16 protein-coding genes are annotated in these 20,353 nt (G+C 72.8%); 8 read left to right on the top strand and 8 right to left on the bottom strand.

Annotated elements, in window-relative coordinates; translation table 11 throughout:
- Nucleotides 1-14: 14 nt before the first annotated feature.
- The 3 genes from AB0I82_RS14355 to AB0I82_RS14365 form a co-directional block, all read right to left on the bottom strand.
- Entirely contained in the window at nt 15-1,778 is a 1,764-nt protein-coding gene (locus AB0I82_RS14355) for an FAD-dependent monooxygenase (protein WP_363257520.1), read from the bottom strand.
- A gap of 3 nt (nt 1,779-1,781) precedes the next feature.
- The gene (locus tag AB0I82_RS14360; protein ID WP_363257521.1) at nt 1,782-3,716 is read right to left on the bottom strand and encodes a maleylacetate reductase and hydroxyquinol 1,2-dioxygenase domain-containing protein; all 1,935 of its coding nucleotides are present in this window, start codon (nt 3,714-3,716) and stop codon (nt 1,782-1,784) included.
- A 114-nt stretch (nt 3,717-3,830) separates the two neighbouring features.
- Nucleotides 3,831-4,709 carry a helix-turn-helix transcriptional regulator gene (locus tag AB0I82_RS14365; RefSeq protein ID WP_363257522.1) on the bottom strand — a complete coding sequence of 293 codons (879 nt, stop codon included), beginning with the start codon at nt 4,707-4,709 and terminating at the stop codon, nt 3,831-3,833.
- 339 nt (nt 4,710-5,048) lie between these two features.
- On the opposite strand from AB0I82_RS14365, the gene AB0I82_RS14370 reads away from it, so the two are divergent.
- On the top strand, nt 5,049-5,369 hold the full coding sequence (locus AB0I82_RS14370; protein ID WP_363257523.1) for a GNAT family N-acetyltransferase: 321 nt from the start codon (nt 5,049-5,051) through the stop codon (nt 5,367-5,369).
- Here AB0I82_RS14370 and AB0I82_RS14375 read toward each other — a convergent pair.
- The 4 genes from AB0I82_RS14375 to AB0I82_RS14390 all read right to left on the bottom strand — a co-directional run bounded on the left by AB0I82_RS14375 (nt 5,302) and on the right by AB0I82_RS14390 (nt 10,700).
- Entirely contained in the window at nt 5,302-8,208 is a 2,907-nt protein-coding gene (locus tag AB0I82_RS14375) for a molybdopterin-dependent oxidoreductase (protein ID WP_363257524.1), read from the bottom strand. The genes AB0I82_RS14370 and AB0I82_RS14375 overlap by 68 nt on opposite strands.
- Complete coding sequence (locus AB0I82_RS14380) at nt 8,205-9,032, bottom strand: FAD binding domain-containing protein (RefSeq protein ID WP_363257740.1); 828 nt, start codon at nt 9,030-9,032, stop codon at nt 8,205-8,207. The genes AB0I82_RS14375 and AB0I82_RS14380 overlap by 4 nt, the downstream gene beginning before the upstream one ends.
- A gap of 127 nt (nt 9,033-9,159) precedes the next feature.
- Nucleotides 9,160-10,065 (bottom strand): helix-turn-helix domain-containing GNAT family N-acetyltransferase, encoded by a 906-nt coding sequence (locus AB0I82_RS14385; RefSeq protein ID WP_363257525.1) that lies wholly within the window; start codon nt 10,063-10,065, stop codon nt 9,160-9,162.
- A gap of 47 nt (nt 10,066-10,112) precedes the next feature.
- Nucleotides 10,113-10,700 carry a hypothetical protein gene (locus tag AB0I82_RS14390; protein WP_363257526.1) on the bottom strand — a complete coding sequence of 196 codons (588 nt, stop codon included), beginning with the start codon at nt 10,698-10,700 and terminating at the stop codon, nt 10,113-10,115.
- Between the two features lie 258 nt (nt 10,701-10,958).
- Here AB0I82_RS14390 and AB0I82_RS14395 point away from each other — a divergent pair, with 258 nt between their 5' ends.
- Entirely contained in the window at nt 10,959-11,789 is an 831-nt protein-coding gene (locus AB0I82_RS14395; RefSeq protein WP_363257527.1) for a GvpL/GvpF family gas vesicle protein, read from the top strand.
- Between the two features lie 121 nt (nt 11,790-11,910).
- Here the strand turns inward: AB0I82_RS14395 and AB0I82_RS14400 are convergent, their stop codons facing one another.
- The gene (locus AB0I82_RS14400; RefSeq protein ID WP_363257741.1) at nt 11,911-12,477 is read right to left on the bottom strand and encodes a TetR/AcrR family transcriptional regulator; all 567 of its coding nucleotides are present in this window, start codon (nt 12,475-12,477) and stop codon (nt 11,911-11,913) included.
- Between the two features lie 127 nt (nt 12,478-12,604).
- On the opposite strand from AB0I82_RS14400, the gene AB0I82_RS14405 reads away from it, so the two are divergent.
- From AB0I82_RS14405 to AB0I82_RS14430, 6 genes are all read left to right on the top strand, one after another.
- Nucleotides 12,605-13,579 (top strand): DMT family transporter, encoded by a 975-nt coding sequence (locus AB0I82_RS14405; RefSeq protein WP_363257528.1) that lies wholly within the window; start codon nt 12,605-12,607, stop codon nt 13,577-13,579.
- A gap of 194 nt (nt 13,580-13,773) precedes the next feature.
- A complete protein-coding gene (locus AB0I82_RS14410) occupies nt 13,774-16,020 on the top strand; it encodes a SpoIIE family protein phosphatase (RefSeq protein ID WP_363257530.1) in 2,247 nt (748 codons plus the stop codon).
- Complete coding sequence (locus tag AB0I82_RS14415; RefSeq protein ID WP_363257531.1) at nt 16,017-16,811, top strand: SIS domain-containing protein; 795 nt, start codon at nt 16,017-16,019, stop codon at nt 16,809-16,811. The genes AB0I82_RS14410 and AB0I82_RS14415 overlap by 4 nt, the downstream gene beginning before the upstream one ends.
- A complete protein-coding gene (locus AB0I82_RS14420) occupies nt 16,808-17,500 on the top strand; it encodes an SIS domain-containing protein (RefSeq protein WP_363257532.1) in 693 nt (230 codons plus the stop codon). The genes AB0I82_RS14415 and AB0I82_RS14420 overlap by 4 nt, the downstream gene beginning before the upstream one ends.
- A complete protein-coding gene (locus AB0I82_RS14425; protein ID WP_363257533.1) occupies nt 17,497-18,594 on the top strand; it encodes a hydrogenase expression protein HypE in 1,098 nt (365 codons plus the stop codon). Before AB0I82_RS14420 ends, AB0I82_RS14425 begins: the two co-directional genes overlap by 4 nt.
- Nucleotides 18,584-20,353, top strand: coding sequence for a nickel-dependent hydrogenase large subunit (locus tag AB0I82_RS14430; RefSeq protein ID WP_363257534.1), 1,770 nt, complete (start codon nt 18,584-18,586; stop codon nt 20,351-20,353). Before AB0I82_RS14425 ends, AB0I82_RS14430 begins: the two co-directional genes overlap by 11 nt.

A 20,353-nucleotide genomic window follows, 5' to 3' on the forward strand; every position in this document is an offset into this window, starting at 1 on the left:
GCCCCCGGCGTTCCTCAGCGCTGCAACACCGCTGCCAGGGCCTTGCCCAGCTCCGTCCGCGCCTCGTCCTCCGTGCGGGGCGCGGACGCCTGCCGCCAGGCGATGTATCCGTCCGGGCGGACCAGCAGGCACCCCGACTCGTCGGTCTCACAGCGGCGTTGCCAGTCCCCGTACGCGTCCCGGGCACCGTCCGAGCCGATGCGTACGGTGGCCAGCGGCACGCCGAGATCCGCGGCGCAGGCTTCGGCCGCCGCCTCCCACACCACCCCCGACAACCCGGTGACCAGGGTGAACCTGCCCTTGCCGACGAGGTCGAGGGTGGAGACGCGGCGGCCGCGCGCATCCGTCAGCCAGGCGTGCGGCAGCTTCGCACCGGGCCGGGTGCTCGGCTGGTAGTACAGCTCCCGGTCGCGCGGCCACTCCTCGGCCGGACTGCCGTCGTCGAGCACGGCGGCGGAGACGTACCGCTGGTTCAGCTCCACACCGTGCGCGTTGAACTCGTAGTTCTTCAGCTCGATCGCCGCGTCCAACTCACGCCGCCGCCGCGCGCCCTCCGCATCCGGCGCCCGGCAGGCGGCCAGCGCACTCGCGATGCCCTCGTCATCGGCGCCGCCGCCGACGCCCAACGCCTGGAAGACCGGGCCGAATTGGTCGCGGCTGAGGTTGGCGCGGTCGACGATCCCCTTGCCGACCGGGGCGCGTTCGGCGGTGTAGGTGTCGAGCAGGCCCTCGCCCGCCTCGCCGCGCACCACCATCGCCAGCTTCCAGGCGAGGTTGTGAGCGTCCTGGACCGAGGTGTTGGAACCGAGGCCGTTGGACGGCGGGTGGCGGTGCACGGCGTCGCCTGCGCAGAAGACGCGCCCGGTGGAGTAGCGGGTGGCGTAGGTGTGGTTGACGGTCCAGAGGGAGGTGGACGTGATCTCGACGTCGATCGTGTCGTCGCCGACGAGATCGTGGACGATCCGGCGGGCCTCGTCCTCGTCGATCTCCGGCGGCGACTGCTCTATGTCGTAACCCCAGGTCAGCAGCCACTCGTTCCAGGGCCGGACCATCCGGACCAGGCCCATGCCGATGCCGCCGGTCTCGGCCCCGGGCCGCATGACCCAGTACAGGACGCTGGGCCGATGGGCGACATGGGCACTCAGATCGGCCCGGAAGACGATGTTCATGCTGCCGGCCTTGCCCTCCTGCCCGGCAATGGGCAGCCCGGCCTGCTCGGCGACGCGACTGCGGGCACCGTCCGCGCCGATGAGGTACCGAGCACGGACCGTGAAGTCATCGCCGCGCAACCGGTCGCGCAGGTGGGCCGTGACCCCATCCTCATCCTGCTCCAGCCGGACGAACTCGGTGTCGAAGCGCACCTTGGCACCGCGCGCGGCGGCATTGCTCACCAGGATCGGTTCGAGGTACGTCTGCGGCAGATCGGTCATCGGGCAGGGGCTGGCGGCGGTGTATTCCGTGAGCCGGTCGTCCCCCGTGCCCCAGGTACGGATACGGCCGATCTCCTCGCCGGTGAGGGCGGTGCACAGCACGGTGTCGCCCATCAGGTGCTGCGGGGTGCCGGCGGCCAGCGCCTGGTCCTCGATGCCGAGGTCGCGCAGGACTTCCAGGGTGCGCTGGTTGGTGATGTGGGCGCGCGGGGTGTTGGCGGTCCAGCCGTACTTGCTGACGAGCGTGGTGCGTATGCCGTACGTGGCGAGCAGCAGCGCGGCACTGCCGCCCGCGGGTCCGCTGCCGACGACCAGGACGTCGGTGTCGTACGTGGTGGGGTCGGTCATCTGTTACTTGTCTCCGGAGGCGGGGGCGAGGCGGAAGGTGTACTCCAGGGAGCGCCAGGGGCGGTCCGCCGGGCGGCCGTCAGGGGTCGGGCCGTGGTGTTCGGGGAAGTCGATGACCAGCGCGTCCTTCACGCCGAAGACGGTGTCGGCGTCGATGTAGGCGCCGCCTGCGACGAAGAGCTGGGTGACGAGCTGCCGCCGCCCGGGCGCGCTGATCATGAAGTGGATGTGCGGGGCGCGGTAGGGGTGGCGGCCCACCGCGGCGAGCATCCGCCCCACCGGGCCGTCGTCGGGAACCGGGTACTCCGTGGGCAGGATCGAGCGGAAGCGGATCCGCCCCTCGTCGTCGGCCCGGAAGCGGGCGCGCAGCTGCGGCCCGTCGACATCCGGCAGTTGGACGTCGTAGTAGCCTTCCTCGTTCGCCTGCCAGACGTCGGCCACCGCGCCTGCCAGCGGATTCCCCTCCAGGTCGGTGATCTGCACGGACGCGTACATCGGGGTGCCGGGCAGCCCCTCGGCGAGGTCGGCGCCGTCCGGCAGCGGCGGCGGGCCCTCGACGTAGAACGGGCCGAGGACGGCGGACGGGGTGCTCTCTGCCGTACGGGAGTTGGTGAGCAGGTCGACCGCGCTGGAGATGCCGAGGGTGTCGGAGAGCAGGATGAACTCCTGGCGGGTCGCGGAACACTGCTGCCCGGTGCGGGTCAGGAAGTCGATCGCGTACCGCCATTCGGCGTCGGTGAGGTCGTTGTCGGCGACGAAGCCGTGCAGGCGGCGGGTGAGGTCGGTCAGCAGCTGCCGTACGCGGGCGTCGGGCGCGCCCGCGAAGCTGTCGCTGACCTGGGCGAGGAGGGTGTGCAGGGAGTCGGCGAGGGGATCGGCGGGGGCCGGGCGGCGGCCTGCGAGGGCGTCGGCGAGGAGCGCCGCGATGCCGGTCTCGGTGACCTCGCGGGGATTGGGGTAGGGCGTGGCGGTGGCGAGCATGACAGCGCGGGGCAAGTCGGCGTCCGCCAGGCCGAGTTCGGCCAGGCTCGTCGGCGCGCCGAGGCGCCGGATCAGGTCGTGTACGGCGGTGGGCGCGTCGGCGGCGCCCAGGGCACGGGCGATGCGGCGCATGGCGTCGGGCGCGGCGGGCGCGTTGTAGGCCATGGCGTACGGGAGCACGACGGTGTGCGTGGGGGCGTGCGGCAGGCCGAAGGAGCCGCCGAGGGTGTGGCACAGCTTGTGATGCAGGCCCATGCCGACACTGCCGAGACAGGTACCGGCCAGCCAGGCCGCCTCCAGCGCATCGGCGCGGGCCTCCCGGTCGGCGGGGTCGGCGGCGATCCGGGGCAGCGCACCGGCCAGCAACTCGATTGAGCGGAGCGCGAGTTGATCGGTCACCGGGTCGGTCTCCGGCGCGTACAACGCCTCGACCGCATGGGCCATCGCATTGATCCCACTGGTGACGGAGACCGCCACCGGCAGGCCGAGCGTCAGGTCGACGTCGTACAGCACCGTGCCCGGCCGGATCTCCGGCGCCGACCGGGTGGTCTTCACACCGTTCTCGGTCTCCCCCAGCACGGGCGTGGCCTCGGACCCCGCGTACGTCGTGGGGACGACGACCTGCGGCAGTCCGGTCCGTACGGACACCGCCTTGGCCAGGCCGGTCGTCGAGCCGCCGCCGACGGCGACCAGGCAGTCGGCGGCCAGCTCGCGGGCGACGGCGACGGCCTGCTCGGTGACGTCGACGGGGGTGTGCATCGCCGCGCCGGTGAACTCCCCCGCCGCCGCGACGCCCAGGATGTCCCGGGCCCGGCGGGCCAGATCCGTCCGGCCCGGCGTGGTGAGGATCAGGGCGCGGGTAGCGCCCAGACGGGCCACTTCCGCGGGCAGGTGGCTCAGCGTCCCGGCCCCGAAGACCACCCGGGCGGTGTGACTGGAGTAGGTGAATGCACGCATGGCAGCTGAGTATCACGCCGACGTGGGCGCTCGCGCCTGCACGATCCCGCTGTCACGACTGCACGATTCACGCATTCATACGAGCCATTCATACGGGCAGCGGCGGGGATTGCCTCACTCTCCGCGACGCAGCGCCCCCGGCGTGGTGCCCAGCTGGGCCCGCAGCACTCGCGTCAGATGCTCCTGGTGCGAGAAGCCGCAGCGGGCCGCGACCTCGCTGATCGGCACCGTGGTCGTGCGCAGCAGCCGGGCCGCCCGTTCCACTCGCAGCCGCATGAGGTACCGGTGCGGCGGGAGCCCGGTGCGTGCCTTGAAGCTGCGTGCGAACTGACTGACGCTCAGGTTGGCGGCCGCCGCGAGGTCGGCGAGCGGCAGCGGTTCCGCCAGCCGGGCGTCCAGCAGCTCGCGTACGGCGGCGAACCGACGCTCCGTCAGGCCGCCGCGGGTACGGGCCGCGGGCGGGGCCGGGCGGCGGGTGCTGTGGTGCCGGGCCAGCTGTCCGGCGATCATCATGCCGAGCTGGTCGGCGTACGTGCGGGCGCTCGGCTCCCGGTCCCGTACGACGCCCTCCAGCGCGCGGACGAGCTGTTCCAGCAGCTGATCGGTGACCCCGAACTCCTCGGCGAGCCGCACCGGGCGGCCCTCGCCGGCCGCCGCCTGCAGCGCCTCGTCCGCCAGGTAGACGTGCACGGTGTCCAGCCGGCCGCCCAGCTCGACGTCCAGTTCGGTGTCGGCCGGGTGCAGGAAGAGCCCGCCGGGCAGGATGCGCCGCGCCGCGGTGAGACCGCGCCGGCCGCGGCTGACCGTGACCGGACCGTCCAGATGCAGAATCAGCAGATGGCTGGGCGCCCCGTCGAAGGCTTCCCGGTAGGGCAGTTCCCGCTGGCTGGAGAGGTAGAGGTGCTCCCAGCCCAGCCCCGCACTGGTCCGCTCCGGCCGCACCCACGGCCGGTCCAGAATCCCGTGCGTGTCCTGCAGCCCGAGCTCGACCATCGGGTGATGTCCTCCTGCCTGCGGGCGCGCCGGAGGCGTACCGTTTCCGCCCCCTCCTTCCCCCATGGGGGGCGCACGAGGTCCCCTTCTCAACACAGTACCCGGGGGTACTGACAACGCCGGTGTCCCACCGGCCCGGCCTCGACGGGCGTACTCTCCACATTTATGGAAGGCGGCGTCCGTAATCGGGAGGAACGCATGGCGGTGCCCCGAATGCCCTCGCGGCGGGTACGGTTACGGGTTCCTCCCATACCGCGCGGTGGGCCCGTGCCGGATGCTGCCGTTGTCGCCTTTCGGCCGGGTGGGCCTGTGGTGCCGGGCGGGCGGCGGGAGATCGTGATGTGTGAGGGGGCGGGGCGGGTCGTGGGGCGGTTGGATTATCAGGTGTGCCATGCGTGCCGGCGCGGATACGTCCGTAACATCGCCGTGGCCGAGCGGTGGCGGGGGCGCGGGCTGGCCCGTGAGGCGCTGCACCGGGCGCTCGCGCCGGCCCTGGACTACCGCTGGTACACCTCCCGGCAGACCGCCGACGGCCGCCGGTTCTTCGCGGCGATGGCCGAGGAGACCGCCCTTGCCTTTCCCGCCCCGTTCCTCAGGCGCGGCGCCCGCTGTCCGCACATGACGACTCGTCGAGCACGCGCCACACCCGGTCGCGGGTGAGCGGGAGTTCGGTGAAGCGCACGCCGGTCGCGTCCCGTACCGCGTTGGCCAGGGCCGGTGCGACCGGGTTGAACGGGCCCTCGCTCATCGACTTCGCGCCGAGCGGCCCGATGGCGTCGGCCACCGCCGCGAAGTACACCTCGGTACGAGGTACGTCTGCGAAGGCGGGCACCCGGTAGCGGCGGAAGGTGTCGGTGGTGACGGCGCCGCGCCCGTCGATCCGTACGTGTTCCAGGAGCGTGGCTCCCAGGGCCTGCGCCACGCCGCCCTCGACCTGGCCGCGGCACTGCATGGGGTTCACCACCGTGCCGGCGTCGGCGGCGTGCACGCTGCGCAGTACGCGGATCTCGCCGGTGCCGGGGTCGACGGCGACCCGGAACCACTGGACGTTGAAGGCGACCGAGCGCGGGGTGCCGCCGGCCCGCCCCTCGGCGGCGAGTTCCTGCCCGGCGGCGCGGGCCGCCGCGTACAGCGCGGCGAGGGACACCCGGCGGTCACCGGCCACCACCGCGTCGTCCGTGAGGCGGCAGTCGTCGCCCGTGAGACGGCAGTCGGCCGGCGCGGCGCCCAGGTGCCGGGCGGCGCGGGCGCGGAGCGCGGCGGCCAGCGACCGGGCGGCGCGCAGCACGGCCCGGCCGCCGACGACCGTGCCGGTGGAGCCGAAGGTGCCGGTGTCGTGCGGTACGAGGCCGGTGTCGGCCTGGCGTACGGTGACGCGCGCGGCGGTGGTGGCCAGTTCGGCGGCGGCGAGTTGGCGCAGGACGGTGGTGGTGCCGTTCCCGCATTCGGCGGTGCCGACGGAGAGTACATACGTGCCTTCGGCGGTCAGGGCTGCCCGTGCGGTGGCGAGGTGGCCGCCGGGCGGGGCGGTGGCCAGCATCGACAGGGCGAAACCCTCGCCGACCGGCCAGCCGTCCGGGGCCGGTACGGCGGGTTCGGCCCGGGCCCGGCGCACGATGTCCAGGCACTGGTCCAGGCCGTAGCCCGCGAGGTGCAGGTCCGCTTCCTCGCCGAGCGGGCCGATGAGGGGATCGTCGGGGCCGATGACGTTCTTCTCGCGGAGGAGGAGTGGGTCGAGGCCGAGTCGGCGGGCCAGTTCATCGAGGGCCGATTCGACGGCGAAGACGACCTGGCCGAGGCCGTAGCCGCGGTAGGCGCCCGAGGGGGGCGTGTGGGTGTAGACCGCGTAGCCGTCGGCCCGTTTGTGCGGGCAGCGGTAGAGCGCGAGCGGCTCGCCACAGGCGCGGCGGAGCACGCTGGGGCCGTGGTTGCCGTACGCGCCGGTGTCGGCGACGACGCGTACCTGGAGGGCAGTGAGGGTGCCGTCGCGGCGGGCGCCGGCCCGCACGCGAACGGTGAACGGGTGCCGGGTCGTCGTGCCGTGGAACTGTTCGGCCCGGGTGAACTCCAGCTTCACCGGGCGGCGCAACCGCAGCGCGGCGAGCGCGACGATGTCCTCGGCCAGCATCTCCTGCTTGCCGCCGAAGCCGCCGCCGACCCGGCCCGCGACGACCCGTACGGCGTCGGGCGCCAGGCCGAAGAGGGTGCAGAGGGCGCGGCGGGTGAGGAAGGGGGTCTGGGTACTGGAGCGGACTACCAGCCGCTGCCCGTCGGCTGCGAGCCGCTGCCCATCGGCCGTCCCATCGGCCCTTCCGTCTCCCGTCCCCTCGGCGTCGTCCGCGTCTTCGGGGTCGTCCGCGTCTTCGGCCTCGTCCGCGTCTTCGGCCTCGTCCGCGTCTTCGGCCTCGTCCGCGTCTTCGAACCAAGCGATCGCGCCGTGGGTCTCCAGGCTCGCGTGCTGGACGCGCTGGGTGCGGAAGGTCTCCTCGTACACCGCGTCGGCGGCGGCGAAACCCGCCGCGAGGTCGCCGGTTCCGCCGTGCACCTCCCCCGCGATGTTGTGCGCGGGCCGGGAGATTCGGGCCGCCCGCGCGTCCTTGTCGTGCACGACGGGCGCGCCGGGCCGCATGGCCTCCTCCGGGTCGAGGACGGCGGGCAGTACCTCGTACGTCACCTCGATGCGGCGGCAGCCCTCCTCGGCGGCCGCCTCGGTGTCGGCGACGACGGCGGCGACGCGCTGGCCGACGTGGCGGACGGTGTCGTCCAGGAGGCGGGTGTCGGCCGGGTCCTCCTCGGGGTGTTCGTGGCGGGCGCTGGAGTAGTGGCGGGCGGGCGCGTCGTGGTGGGTGAGGACGGCGTGCACACCCGGGACGCGCAGGGCGGCGGCGGTGTCGAGGGCGGTGATCCGGGCGTGTGCGTGCGGCGAGCGCAGCAGCTTCATGTGCAGCAGGCCCGGTACGTCGAGGTCGAAGGTGTAGCGGGCGGTGCCGGTGACGATCGCGGAGCCGGCCGGGTCCGGGAGGTTGTGGCCCACCGCCTGCCCGGCGCCCGGCTCCTCGGTGTGCCGTACGCCGCGTACGGCGTCCTCGATGGCGCGGTAGCCGGTGCAGCGGCAGAGGTTGCCCTTCAGGGCGCGCGGCAGGTCGGCGCGCTGCTCGTCGTCCAGCGCCGCGGCGGTCATCAGGAAGCCGGCGGTGCAGAAGCCGCACTGGAAGCCCTGCGCGTCGAGGAATCCGCGCTGTACGGGGTGGAGTCCGCCGTCCGGCGCGGTGAGTCCTTCGACGGTGGTGACGGTGCGTCCGGCGGCGCGGAAGGCGGGGTAGAGGCAGCTGTGCACGGGCTCGCCGTCGACGTGGACGGTGCAGGCGCCGCAGTCCCCCGCGTCGCAGCCCTTCTTCACGCCGTACCAGCCGCGTTCGCGCAGGTAGGTGCGGAGGCACTGGCCGGGGCGCGGCGTGCTGTCGTACGGCCGGCCGTTGACGCGGATGGCGAAGGTCACGGGTGGCCGGTCCTCTCGTCCAGTTCCTGCCGCGCCTCCTCGGCCAGCCGGAACGTCATGTGCCGCCGCCAGGCGGGCAGTCCGTGCGGGTCGTCGCACCAGTCGCCGTCGCGCACCGCGCCGCCGATCGCCTCCTGCAGCGCGGTCGCGTCCGGCAGCGCGGGGAACCGCAGGCGTACCGGTCGTACGGTCGACGCGGTGATCGTCAGCGTGCAGGATGCGTCGGCCGGGTCGAGGGTGGCGATGACCAGGGCGCCGGAGCGGCCCAGTCCGGAGAGGGAAACTTGCCGGAAGGCGGTACGGCGGTGGAGCGCGCGGGCGGGCAGCGTCACCGAGCGCAGCAGTTCGCCCGCTTCGAGGACCTGTTTCCCCGCCCCGGTGACGAACTCGGTGACCGGTACCCGGCGGAGGATTCCGGCCTGCGACCGGAGCAGGCAGCTGCCGTCGAGCGCGGCGGTGAGGGCGGTCATCGGCCCGGCGGGCAGGGCGGTGCAGAGGTTGCCGCCGACGGTGGCCAGGTGCCAGATCTTGAACGAGGCGAGGAAGGCGCGGCAGCACTGCTCGACGAGCGGGGCCGTCGGGGCGTCCAGGGTCCGGCCGTATCGGGAGAGCTCGGCGATGGTGCAGGTCGCGGCGATCTCCAGGGCGCCGTCCGGCAGCCGGCCGACCGGTCGCCAGCCCATCCGGCCGAGATCCACCAGCCGCCGCAGGTGCGGCTGGGGTTCGGAGAACAGGTACGTGCCGCCGGCCAGCCAGGCGTCGCCCGGCCGCCAGGGGACGCGCTCGCGGGCGTCCCGCACCTCGGTCACCGTGTTCAGATCCATGTCACCGCCGGACTGGAGCGTCAGCACGCCGTTTCCAGGATCAGTCGTTTCCAGGATCACGCCGTTTCCAGGATAGCGACGGGGCGTACGGTGGGCCGTGCCCGCCGGGCCGACACCAGCCCACTGTTTATTCCGGCAGCGGTCCGGTGATCCGTTTCTCGAACCAGTGGTGTGCGTACGGCTCGTCGTTGAAGGCGGGGACCTCCTGGAAGCCGGCGGAGCGGTACAGGCCGAGCGCCGCGTCGAGCGCCTTGTTGGTGTCCAGGCGCAGTACGTCGCGGCCGTGCCGGGCGGCCCGCTCCTCCAGTTCGGCCAAGAATCGGCGGCCGAGGCCGAGGCGCCGGGCGTGCGGCGCGACCCACATGCGTTTGATCTCGGCCGGGGCGCCGGGCGGCAGCTTCAGGCCGGCGCAGCCGACCGGTTCGCCGTGCAGCCTGGCGACCAGGAACAGGCCGCTCGGCAGCCGGAGTTCGCCCGGGTCGGGCAGCAGGCTGTGCGCGGGGTCGAAGCCGGTCTCGAAGCGTTGCTGCAGCTCGGCGGCGTAGGACCGCAGGCAGTGCCGGGCATCGGGGTGGTCCGGGTCGACGGCGTCCAGGGTGACCGTCGCGGCGGTCAGCAGCCGGTCGACCTCGGCCATGGCGGCGACCAGCCGGGCGCGCTGCGCGGTGTTGAGCGGCGCGAGCAGGGAGCCGGCCAGCTCGTCGCTGCGGCCGTCGAGTACGGCGCGCTCAGCGCGGCCCGCGGCGGTCAGCCGGGCGGTGCGCACGCGTCTGTCCCGGGGCTGCGGCGCCACCTCCACCAGGCCCTCCGCCTCCAGGGAGCGCAGCAGCCGGCTGACGTATCCGGAGTCGAGCCCGAGGCGCTCGCGCAGCCGGCGGACGTCCTGGCCCCGCTCGCCGATCTCCCAGAGCAGCCGGGCCTCGCCGATGGGCCGGTCGCGGCCCAGGTAGTGGTCGTGGAGCACGCCCACGCGTTCGGTGACGGTGCGGTTGAAGCTCCGCACCTGGTCGATCTGTGCTGCCTCCTCAGCCATTCTCTGACTTTAGTCAGAGAATGCTGCCCGGGCCAAGGGCGAACAGCTCAGATGTGATGCCTCCCCCACCGCGGCCCTATCTGGGCCCACTCGCGTTCCCAGCCCGCGAGGCGGACATGGTCCAGGTAGCGGCGGCCGGTCCAGCGGACGGCGAGGATGAGCAGGCCGAGGGCCATACCGGTACCGAGGCCGGCGGCGACGCCGTCGTCGGCCGCCTGCGCGGTGGTCATGGGCGCCGTGGTGGGCCGCCCTTCGGCGTCGGTCCAGACCGTGACCGCGGCGCCCTTGCGCGTACCGGGTTCGACCCGCACCGTCGTGGTGTGCCGCCGGCCGTCGGGCCCGGTCCAGCGGGCCTGGGCGGGCACCTGGGCGATCTCGGCGGCGAAGCCGGTGTCGGACGGGTCGGAGGGTACGGACTCCAGCAGGCGGCCGGTCAATGCCCGGCGTTCCGCGAGCTGTTCGGCACGTTCGGCGCGCTGTGAGCCGTAGGCGGCGAGGCCGGCGGAGAAGCCGACGACCGGTACGCCCAGGAGCAGGGCCAGGGCCGTCAGCAGGCCGAGCCAGGCGTCCACCACGTCCGAGCGGCGGCGCAGCGGGCCCCGCCGCCACCGCCAACGTCCGCCGATGTGCTGCATGCCGGCCGCCTCCCTCGGCTCGCTCCGCTCCGCCGCTCCCCCGTCCCCCTGGCTCGTTCCGGCCTTCGCGCGGCTCTTCTTTGCAGGCTAGTCCGTCCGGGGCCGGACCGCGCCTTCGCGGCATTGGCCGGGTTTGCCGGGCTGGGGCCCCGGTACCCGTACAGCAGCAAATCGAACGCAAGAGCGCACAAACTCAGGCCGGAAAAGGATCGGGAAAAACCGGAGAAGGAGAGCACAGTGGCGGTGACCAGGCGTCCGATGGCAGGTCCCCCGGACGACTCCCCACAGGGCCCCCTGTATGTCTATGGCATCGTCCGCAGAGGTTTCCGGCCGCGTCCGGGACTCACCGGCGTCGGCGACGCCCCCGTGATCATGGTGCCGGAGGGGTCGCTGGCCGCGCTGGTCTCCGCCCCGGGCAGAGTTCCGGGCAGCGCCTCCGAGCCGCCCGGCGCCTGCGGCCCGCCCGGGGAGCCGGCCGCCGACGACGCGTCCCTGCAGGCCACCGCCGAGGCCCACCGCAGAGTCGTCGACGAGGCCGCCGACGCTGTCTGCATACTCCCGACGCGACTCGGCACGGTGCACCGCGATGTACAGGAGGTGCGCCGCACGCTCGCCGCCCGCTCCCACCTGTACCGACGGCTGCTCGCGCGGCTGGACGGGCGGCTGGAGTGGGGCGTGAAGGCGTACGCCCAGGGCGACCAGGCCGACGCCGCGCCCGCCGACGCCGGACCCGTGGCGGACGACGCCGGTGAGCCCACGGACGAGCTGGCCCGCGCGGCCCACCACGCGCTGGCGGACGTCGCCGAGTACTCCTGTGTGCACTCCCCGCAGGACGCCTGCCCGGCCGGCGTCGCCGCCGACTGCGCCACGTCCGCGTACTGGACCTCGCCCATCGCCCGGGCCCCGTATCCGCACGGCCGGAACCTCCTCGACAGCGCCTATCTCGTGCCGCGGGAGGCGGCCGGCGTCTTCGCCGAGACGGTCGGCGGACTGGCCGCCCGCTCCCCTGCCCTGCGCATCGAACTGACCGGCCCCTGGGCCCCGTACTCCTTCGCCGAGCCGGGCCGACTGCCGGGCTTCCCCTGCTGAAGTCGGGGCGCGGGTGGGACCGACGCCGGGGCCGTACCCACGACGTCATGAACACCTTTCCCGGCCCTCACTCTGCGCGACACCATCCGCACGCGTGGGCGATTCCGCACCTGAGAAGCGGTCAGCGGGCGCCGGTCCACCCGGCGAGCAGCGTCTCCGCCTGGCGGCGGGCATGCTCCAGCGTGTCGGGGAAGACCCCCATCCCGTGCGTGACGAGCGCACCCTCGTGCAGCAGCATCAGCGTGCGCCCCCGCTCCTCACCCCGGCCCGGGTCGATCTCCCGCGCGAGCCGCGTGAACAGCCCCAGCATCCAGGCTTTCTGACCGACCATCACCGGATACGCGGGGTGCGCCGGATCGGTGATCTCGGCATGTGCGTTGATCATGCTGCAGCCGCGGCCGCCGTGCTCGCCCGCCCAGTCCCGCGAGGCATCGAAGACCGCCAGGATCCGCGCCGCGGGCTCCGCCGGCGCCGCCTCGAGACGGTCGTCGAGGAACGCCCGCCAGCGCTCGTCCCGGTCCGCGAGGTACTCCACGACGATCCGGTCCTTGGCGCCGAAGCGGTCGTAGAGCGTCTTCTTCGTGACCCCGGCCTCGGCCGCGATGAGGTCCACCCCCACCGCGTGAATGCCGCGCTCGTAGAACAGCCGTGCCGCGGCATCCCGCACCCGCCGCGCACCGGGCGTCATGGGAATCCGCTCGACCGCCGCCGCCCCGTCAGCCGTGCTCTCGTGCGTACTCACCCCTCCACTATACCGATCCGTATAGTACGGTCGAGACAGTGAGGTAAACAGATCTGTCTACCCGGGAGCCCCCATGAATCTGCTTCTCTCGGCCGCCTTCGTGCTCACCTGGAGTTCCGGGTTCATCGGCGCCAAGCTCGGTGCGGGCAGCGCGGGCGCGGTCACGATCCTGATGTGGCGCTTCCTGCCGCTCGCCGTGGCGCTGCTGCTCGTCGCCGCCGCCCGGCGGGCCGCGTGGCGCGGCCTGACCGTGCGTGACCTGGCCCGGCAGGCGGTGATCGGCACGCTCTCCCAGAGCGGCTATCTGCTGAGCGTCTACGCGGCCATACAGCTGGGCGTCTCCAGCGGCACCACGGCCCTGATCGACGGTGTGCAGCCGCTGGTCGCCGGGGCGCTGGCCGGACCGCTGCTGCACCAGTACGTCTCGCGGCGGCAGTGGCTCGGGCTGGGGCTGGGCCTGGCGGGCGTCGCCGTGGTCACCCTGGCCGACGCCGCGTCCGGCGGCACATCCCGTGGCGTGCCCTGGTGGGCGTACGCCGTGCCGTTCCTCGGCATGCTCGCCCTGGTCGCCGCGACCTTCCTGGAGAGCCGCTCGCGCACCCGCGTCGCCCCGTCCGTCTCACTCACCGTCCACTGCAGCGCCAGCGCCATCGTCTTCACCGTTCTGGCCCTGGCCACCGGCGCCGCGGCGCCGCCTCCCGAGGCGTCTTTCTGGCTCGCGGTCGGCTGGCTCGTGGTGTTCGCGACCTTCGGCGGGTACGGGCTGTACTGGCTGGTCCTGCGCCGCCGGGGCGTCACCGCCGTCAACACCCTGATGTTCCTGATGGCCCCGGTCACCGCGGTCTGGGGCGCCCTGATGTTCGGCGAGCCCTTCTCCTTCCGGACCGGCGTCGGCCTCGCCCTCGGGCTCGTCGCGGTCGTCGTCGTGCAGCGGGACGCCGCGCGCCGGGCGGCTCCCCCGAGGTCACGTCCTCGACCGCTCACACTTCGCTCGAAGCCTGTCAGCGGGCGTTCCCAACTCGCCGCTGGGGGCACAGCCGAGCGATAGCAGCGGACATCCCCGATCACTTCGCACGGTGACCATCTGTGCGTTGATAGATAACCGACCGTGAGATGTGCCCCCCGACCGGCCGTTCCGACGCACGGCTTTCGAGCTGTGGGGACGCAGTGTGCAGGGACTACGGGGTGTCATGGGGCGTGCCGAGACGGGTGCTCCTGGTTGCCGGACGGGGTGGGTACGCGGTGCGGGTTGCGCGGGTCGAGGAGCTCCTGGCCAAACGCCTGGGGTGCGACGAAGGGCAGGCGCATGCCTACGCCCGCGGGCTCCTCGGCCCCTCCGATGATGTACGGGGGCAGGGCCCGCAGCCGGGTCGGCCGGGCAGCGGTGACTCCCATGGGAAAGAGGGAACGGTCCGCCCCGGCGGCGTACCGGCCCGGGACGCGGCCGGGTTGGCCGCGGCGCGCGGGCCGACCGAGCTGGCGCGCCGGCTCCATGACCACGCCCGGCCGCTGGGTGCCGCGGCGGTGCTGCTGGCGGTGCTGGACATGGACGGCGTGCTCCGGATGAGCGGGGTCGCCGGTGCTTCGGCCGCGACGGTCACCGACTGGTCGCAGGTCCCGTTGCGCTGCGTACTGCCGCTGGCCCGGATGGCCGTGGCGGACCAGCTCCTGTGGCTCGACGACGAGACCGGAGAACAGGCCGGGGAACAGACCGGAGAACAGGCCGGGGAACAGACCGGGGAGGAGGCCGGGGAGCACACGCTCACCTGGGTGTCCGCCCGGAGCGACGCGCCGGACGCGCCGTCCCCGGTGGGCGCCCGGTGCGGGGCGGCCACCGAGCACGCCGTGGTGTGCGTGGTCAGCGTCATCTGGCCGCGGCCCGTGGCGGTTCCGGCGACCGGCCGGGCACGGCTGGAGGCGTTGACCGCGGCCGCCGGGCAGCGGCTGCGCGGGCTGGCGGCGCTCGGGCTGCCGGACGACGACGTGCGCGCCGCCTGGCTGGGCGCGGTCATCGACGCCATTCCCGCGCCCGCCGCGCTGCTCTTCCCGGTACGCGGCCCCCTCGGCCGGGTCGTGGAGTTCACCATCGACCGCTGCAACACGCACGCCACCGAGCTGTTGGGCCGCACGCCCGAACAGGTCACCGGCAGCCGGCTGCTCGACGCCTTCCCCGGAATGGTCCTCTCCGGCATCTTCGACGCCTATGTGCGGGTCCTGGAGACCGGCGTCCCGCTGCACCGCGGGCCCTTCGCGTACGAGGAACCGTTCCACGGGGCGCTGCGGCCCGCCGTAATGAGCGTGCGCGCCCAACGCGTCGGCGGCGGCCTGCTGGTGAGCTGGTGTTTCCACGACGAGCAGGCCCGGATGCGGGCGCAGATCGACGACGCGGAGCGGCTGGTCCACCTGGGCTGGGCGGAGTGGAACCTCGTCACCGGCGATGTCACCTGGTCCCGCAGGATGTACGACGTACTGGGGCTGAACCCGGCGCACGGCCCGGTCCCCCTGGACACGCTGTCGGAGTACGTCGCCGAGGACGATCTCCCGGCCGTCGTCGCGGCCGTGCGGTCGCTGTCCGAGGACGGCGGGCCAGTGCGGTTCGAGGTACGCACGCGCGGGTCCGAGCCGCCGCGGCACGTGAGCGTCAACGCCGAACTGGTACGGGACAGCCGCGGCCGGCTCGTCGCGGTCCAGGGCGTCGTGCAGGACGTCTCCGCCGTGCGCCGGATGCAGGCCGAGCTGGCGGCGTCCCGGCGCGAGGCGGCGGAGCAGCAGCTGCGAAGGGCCGAGGAGCTGCAGCTGGCACTGCTGCCCACGGTGCATCCCACACTGCCCGGGCTGCGGGTGGCCGTCCGGTACCAGCCCGCCGAGAACTGCACACGGGTGGGCGGGGACTGGTTCGAGGCGGCCCCGCTCCCGGACGGCCGGGTGCTGATCGCCATCGGGGACGTGAGCGGGCACGGCCTGCGCGCCGCCGCGAAGATGGCGCAGCTGCGCAACGCACTGCTCGGCATCGCGCACACCGGCGCCGACGCGGCCGAAATCCTGGACTGCCTGAACCTCCTGGCCTTCCACGGCCACGAGGACTCCATGACCGCCACCGCGGTCGTCGGCCACTTCGATCCCGACAGCCGCACGCTCACCTGGGCCCGCGCCGGACACCCGCGGCCCGTCCTGGTCCGCGGCAGTGAGGCGGCGGAGCTGGACAACGACGACGGGACCACGCTGGGTGCCAGCCTGGCCCCCGGTTACGGCGTGACCACCACCGTGCTGCGCGCCGGCGACCGGGTGGTCCTGTACACCGACGGGCTCGTCGAGCGCCGCGCCGACCGCGCGGGGGACCGCGAGGACCTGCTGCTGGCCGCCGCCCGGCAGGGCGCCGACGGCACTCCCGAGCAGCACCTCCAGAGCTTGTTGTCCGCCCTGCACACCGATCCGGAGGACGACACCTGCGTGATCGTCCTCCATGTGGGAGTTGAGGGACAGTCGTGACTGTCACAGAAATCGAGGTACGGCGGGCCTTCGCGCGCCGCGCGCCCGCCGCGCACGGCCTGACCCGGGCAGCGCCTCAAGTAGTCGCCGTCTGCCGGGAGATGGCCGCGCGGTTCGCCCACGGCGGCAAGCTGATCGTGTTCGGCAACGGCGAGTCGGGGACCGACGCGAGCCACGTCGCGGTCGAGTTCATGCACCCGGTCGTGGTGGGCAAGCGGGCACTGCCGGCGCTGGCGCTCGGCAACGACTCGGCGACGCTCAGCGGCGTCGGCGCGTGCGAGGGCTTCGCCGAGGTCTTCGCGCACCCGTTGCGGGCCTTCGCGGACGCCGGTGACATCGCGCTGGCACTCACCCCGGACGGCCGCTGCGCGAACGTACGCCGAGGGCTGGCGGCCGCCCGGGAACGGGGCCTGCTCACCGTCGTCCTCAGCGGCGGCGACCCGGCGGACGCGCCCCCGGCGGACCACACGCTGACCGTCGGCAGCGCCGACCCGCTGATCGTCAAAGAGGTGCAGGTGACCATCTACCACGTGCTGTGGGAGATGACGCACGTCTTCCTCGAAGCGCCGGAGGACGGCGGCACATGCGACACATGCGCGGACCGGGCCCGGCCGATGCGGGTGCGGCAACTGCTGCCGGACGGACTGGCGTTGGCCGCCCCCGAGGTCGATGACGACGGTGCGCCGCAGGAGATCAGTGTGGCCCTCGTCGACGCGACGGTCGGCCGCACCGTACTGGTGCACGGCGGCGAGGCCATCGCCATGGTGACGAACGACCGGAGCGATCGATGAGTGAAGTACCGGGCGAGGTGCGTGAGTTGTACCCGTTTCTGTACGAGCGGAGTGACGATGGCGCGCTGACGGACGAGGAGGTGGTCCGGTCCACCCGGGAAAAGGCCGCCGGGATCGCCGCGCTCCGGCGGGAGATCGCCGCGGCGGATGCCGGGCGGATCGCCGCATGTGCCGCGGCGATGGCGGAGCGGTTCGCGGCCGGGGGCCGGCTGTTCGCCTTCGGCAACGGTGGTTCCAGTACGGACGCACAGAGCCTGGCCACCACGTTCCTGCACCCTCCCGGGGGCCCGGGGGCGGGCGCGGTGGTACTGCCCGCACTGTCCCTGACCAGCGACGCGGCGGTGGTCACGGCGCTCTCCAACGACGTGGGATTCGAGGTGGTGTTCGCGCGCCAGCTCGCGGCGTTCGGGCGGGCAGGGGACATCGCCGTCGGGCTGTCGACCAGCGGCGGCTCCGGCAATGTCGTACGGGCGTTGGAGGAGGCGGCCCGGCGCGGCCTGCTCACCGTGGCACTGGCGGGCCACCACGGCGGTCGACTCGCTCAACTCGCCTCGCTGGACCACCTGTTCATCATCCCCAGCGACTCGGTCCATCGGATCCAGGAAGCGCAGACGACCGTGTATCACGTGCTGTGGGAGCTGATCCAGCAGGTGTTGCGGGACGGGCGCGTTGGTGGTGGTGCGCAGTGACCGCCGCCGCACGTGCCGAGGAGCCGCTGGTTCATCTGTTGTGGCTGAGTGCCGGGCTCGGCTGCGACGGGGAGTCGGTCGCGCTGACGGCCGCGACGCAGCCGAGCGTCGAAGAGATCGTCATGGGCGCGCTGCCGGGTCTGCCGCGGCTGGCGATGCACTGGCCGATGCTCGACTTCGAGTGCGGCCCGGAGCGCGGTGCGGATGACTTCATCGAGTGGTTCCACCGGGCGGCACGGGGCGAGCTGGACCCGTTCCTGCTGGTGGTGGAGGGGTCGGTACCGAACGAGGCGATCAAGGAGGAGGGGTACTGGAGCGGGTTCGGCAACGACCCGGCCACCGGGCAGCCGATCACCACGACCGAGTGGCTGGACCGGCTCACGCCCCGCGCCACGGCCGTGGTCGCGGCGGGCACCTGCGCCGCGTACGGCGGCATCCACGCGATGGCGGGCAATCCGACCGGCGCCATGGGCCTGCCCGACTACCTGGGCCGGGAGTGGGTGTCGAAGGACGGGGTGCCGATCGTGTGCGTGCCCGGCTGCCCGACCCAGCCCGACAACCTCTCCGAGACCTTTGTCTACCTCCTGTACCAGATCACCGGCCAGGCGCCGATGATCCCGCTCGACGAGAATCTGCGCCCGCGCTGGCTGTTCGGCCAGACCGTGCACGAGAGCTGCGACCGGGCGGGCTACTACGAACAGGCCGATTTCTCCGCCGGGTTCGGCTCCGACCGGTGCCTGGTCAAGATCGGCTGCTGGGGTCCGGTGGTGAAGTGCAATGTGCCCAAGCGCGGCTGGATCAATGGCATCGGCGGCTGCCCGAACGTCGGCGGCATCTGCATCGCCTGCACGATGCCGGGCTTCCCCGACAAGTTCATGCCCTTCATGGACGAGCCGGCCGGGGTGCAGGTGACGCAGCCGGCGGGTGGCCTGTACGCGAGCCTGGTCCGCACGCTGCGCGGGATCACCCTGCACAACGTCGAGAAGGAACCGCCGTGGCGCCGCAAGGGCGGCGAACTGACCACCGGATACGAACCGTCCTGGGCCACGCCCCCGGATACGGACCACCGAGAGGGGCCACCGCATGGCCGATGAACTGGTCGAGATGGCGTGGGACCCCATCACCCGCATCGTGGGCAGCCTGGGCATCCATACGAAGATCGACTTCGGCCGGGGCCGGGTCTCCGAGTGCTACAGCACCTCCTCGATCTTCCGCGGCTACAGCATTTTTCTGAAAGGCAAGGACCCCCGGGACGCCCACTTCATCACCAGCCGGATCTGCGGCATCTGCGGTGACAACCACGCCACGTGCTCGGTGTACGCACAGAACATGGCGTACGGGGCCCGGCCGCCTGCACTCGGCGAGTGGATCCTGAATCTCGGCGAGGCCGCTGAGTACATGTTCGACCACAATCTCTTCCAGGAGAACCTGGTCGGGGTCGACTACTGCGAGCGCATGGTCCGCGCGACCAACCCGGGCGTCTGGGAGCTGGCCGAGCGGACCGAGGCGCCCCACGCGGACCTGCACGGCTACCGCACCATCGGTGGGATCATGCGGTCGCTCAACCCACTGGAGGGCGACTTCTACCGCGAAGCACTGCAGGTCAGCCGCTCGACACGGGAGATGTTCTGCCTGATGGAGGGGCGGCATGTGCACCCCTCCACGCTCTACCCGGGCGGCGTCGGCACGGTCGCCACGGTCCAGCTCTTCACCGACTACCTGACCCGGCTCATGCGGTACGTGGAGTTCATGAAGAAGGTCGTGCCGCTCCACGACGACCTCTTCGACTTCATCTACCAGGCGCTGCCGGGGTACGAGGAGGTCGGCCGGCGACGGGTGCTGCTCGGCTGCTGGGGCGGGCTGCAGGATCCCGCGCACTGCGACTTCGACTACCGCACGATGGCCGACTGGGGACGCAAGGCGTTCATCACGCCGGGCGTGGTGGTCGACGGCGAGCTGGTCACCAACGACCTGGTTGACATCAACCTCGGCATCCGCATCCTGCTGGGCAGTTCCTTCTACGACGACTGGGCGGACCGCGAGCCGTTCGTCACCGAGGACCCGGCGGGCAACCCCGTCGACCAGCGGCATCCATGGAACCAACACACCCTCCCCCGCCCCCAGAAGCGCGACTTCGACGACAAGTACAGCTGGGTGATGTCCCCGCGGTGGTTCGACGGAAAGGACCACCTGGCGCTGGACACCGGCGGCGGGCCGCTGGCCCGGCTGTGGTCCACGGCGCTGTCCGGGCTGGTGGACACCGCACACCTCAAGGCCACCGGGCACAGCGTGCTCATCAACCTGCCGCGTACCGCAACAAAACCGGAGACGACCTTCGAGTGGCGCATCCCCCGTCACAACGGCGAGCCGCTCAGCAACGCCATCGAACGCAACCGCGCCCGTACGTACTTCCAGGCGTACGCGGCCGCCGCGGCCCTGCACTTCGCGGACCGGGCGCTCGCCGAGGTCCGGGCCGGTCACACCGACACCTGGTCGCCGTTCACCGTGCCCGACGAGGCCGTGAGCTGCGGGTTCAGCGAGGCGGTGCGCGGCGGGCTCTCGCACCACATGGTGATCAGGGGCGGCAAGATCGCCAACTATCACCCGTACCCGCCGACGCCGTGGAACAGCAGCGTCCGCGATGTGCACGGCACGCCGGGCCCCTTCGAGGACGCCGTGCAGCACACTCCGATCTTCGAGGAGAACCCCCCGGAGACGTTCAAGGGCATCGACATCATGCGCGCGGTGCGCAGCTTCGACCCGTGCATGCCCTGCGGGGTGCACATGTTCCTCGGCAACGGCCGGGTGCTGAAGAAGTCCCTCTCCCCCACCGCCTACGACCACGGGAGCTGA

The organism is Streptomyces sp. NPDC050315 (assembly GCF_040655775.1).
In the GTDB taxonomy this organism is placed as follows: Bacteria; Actinomycetota; Actinomycetes; order Streptomycetales; family Streptomycetaceae; genus Streptomyces.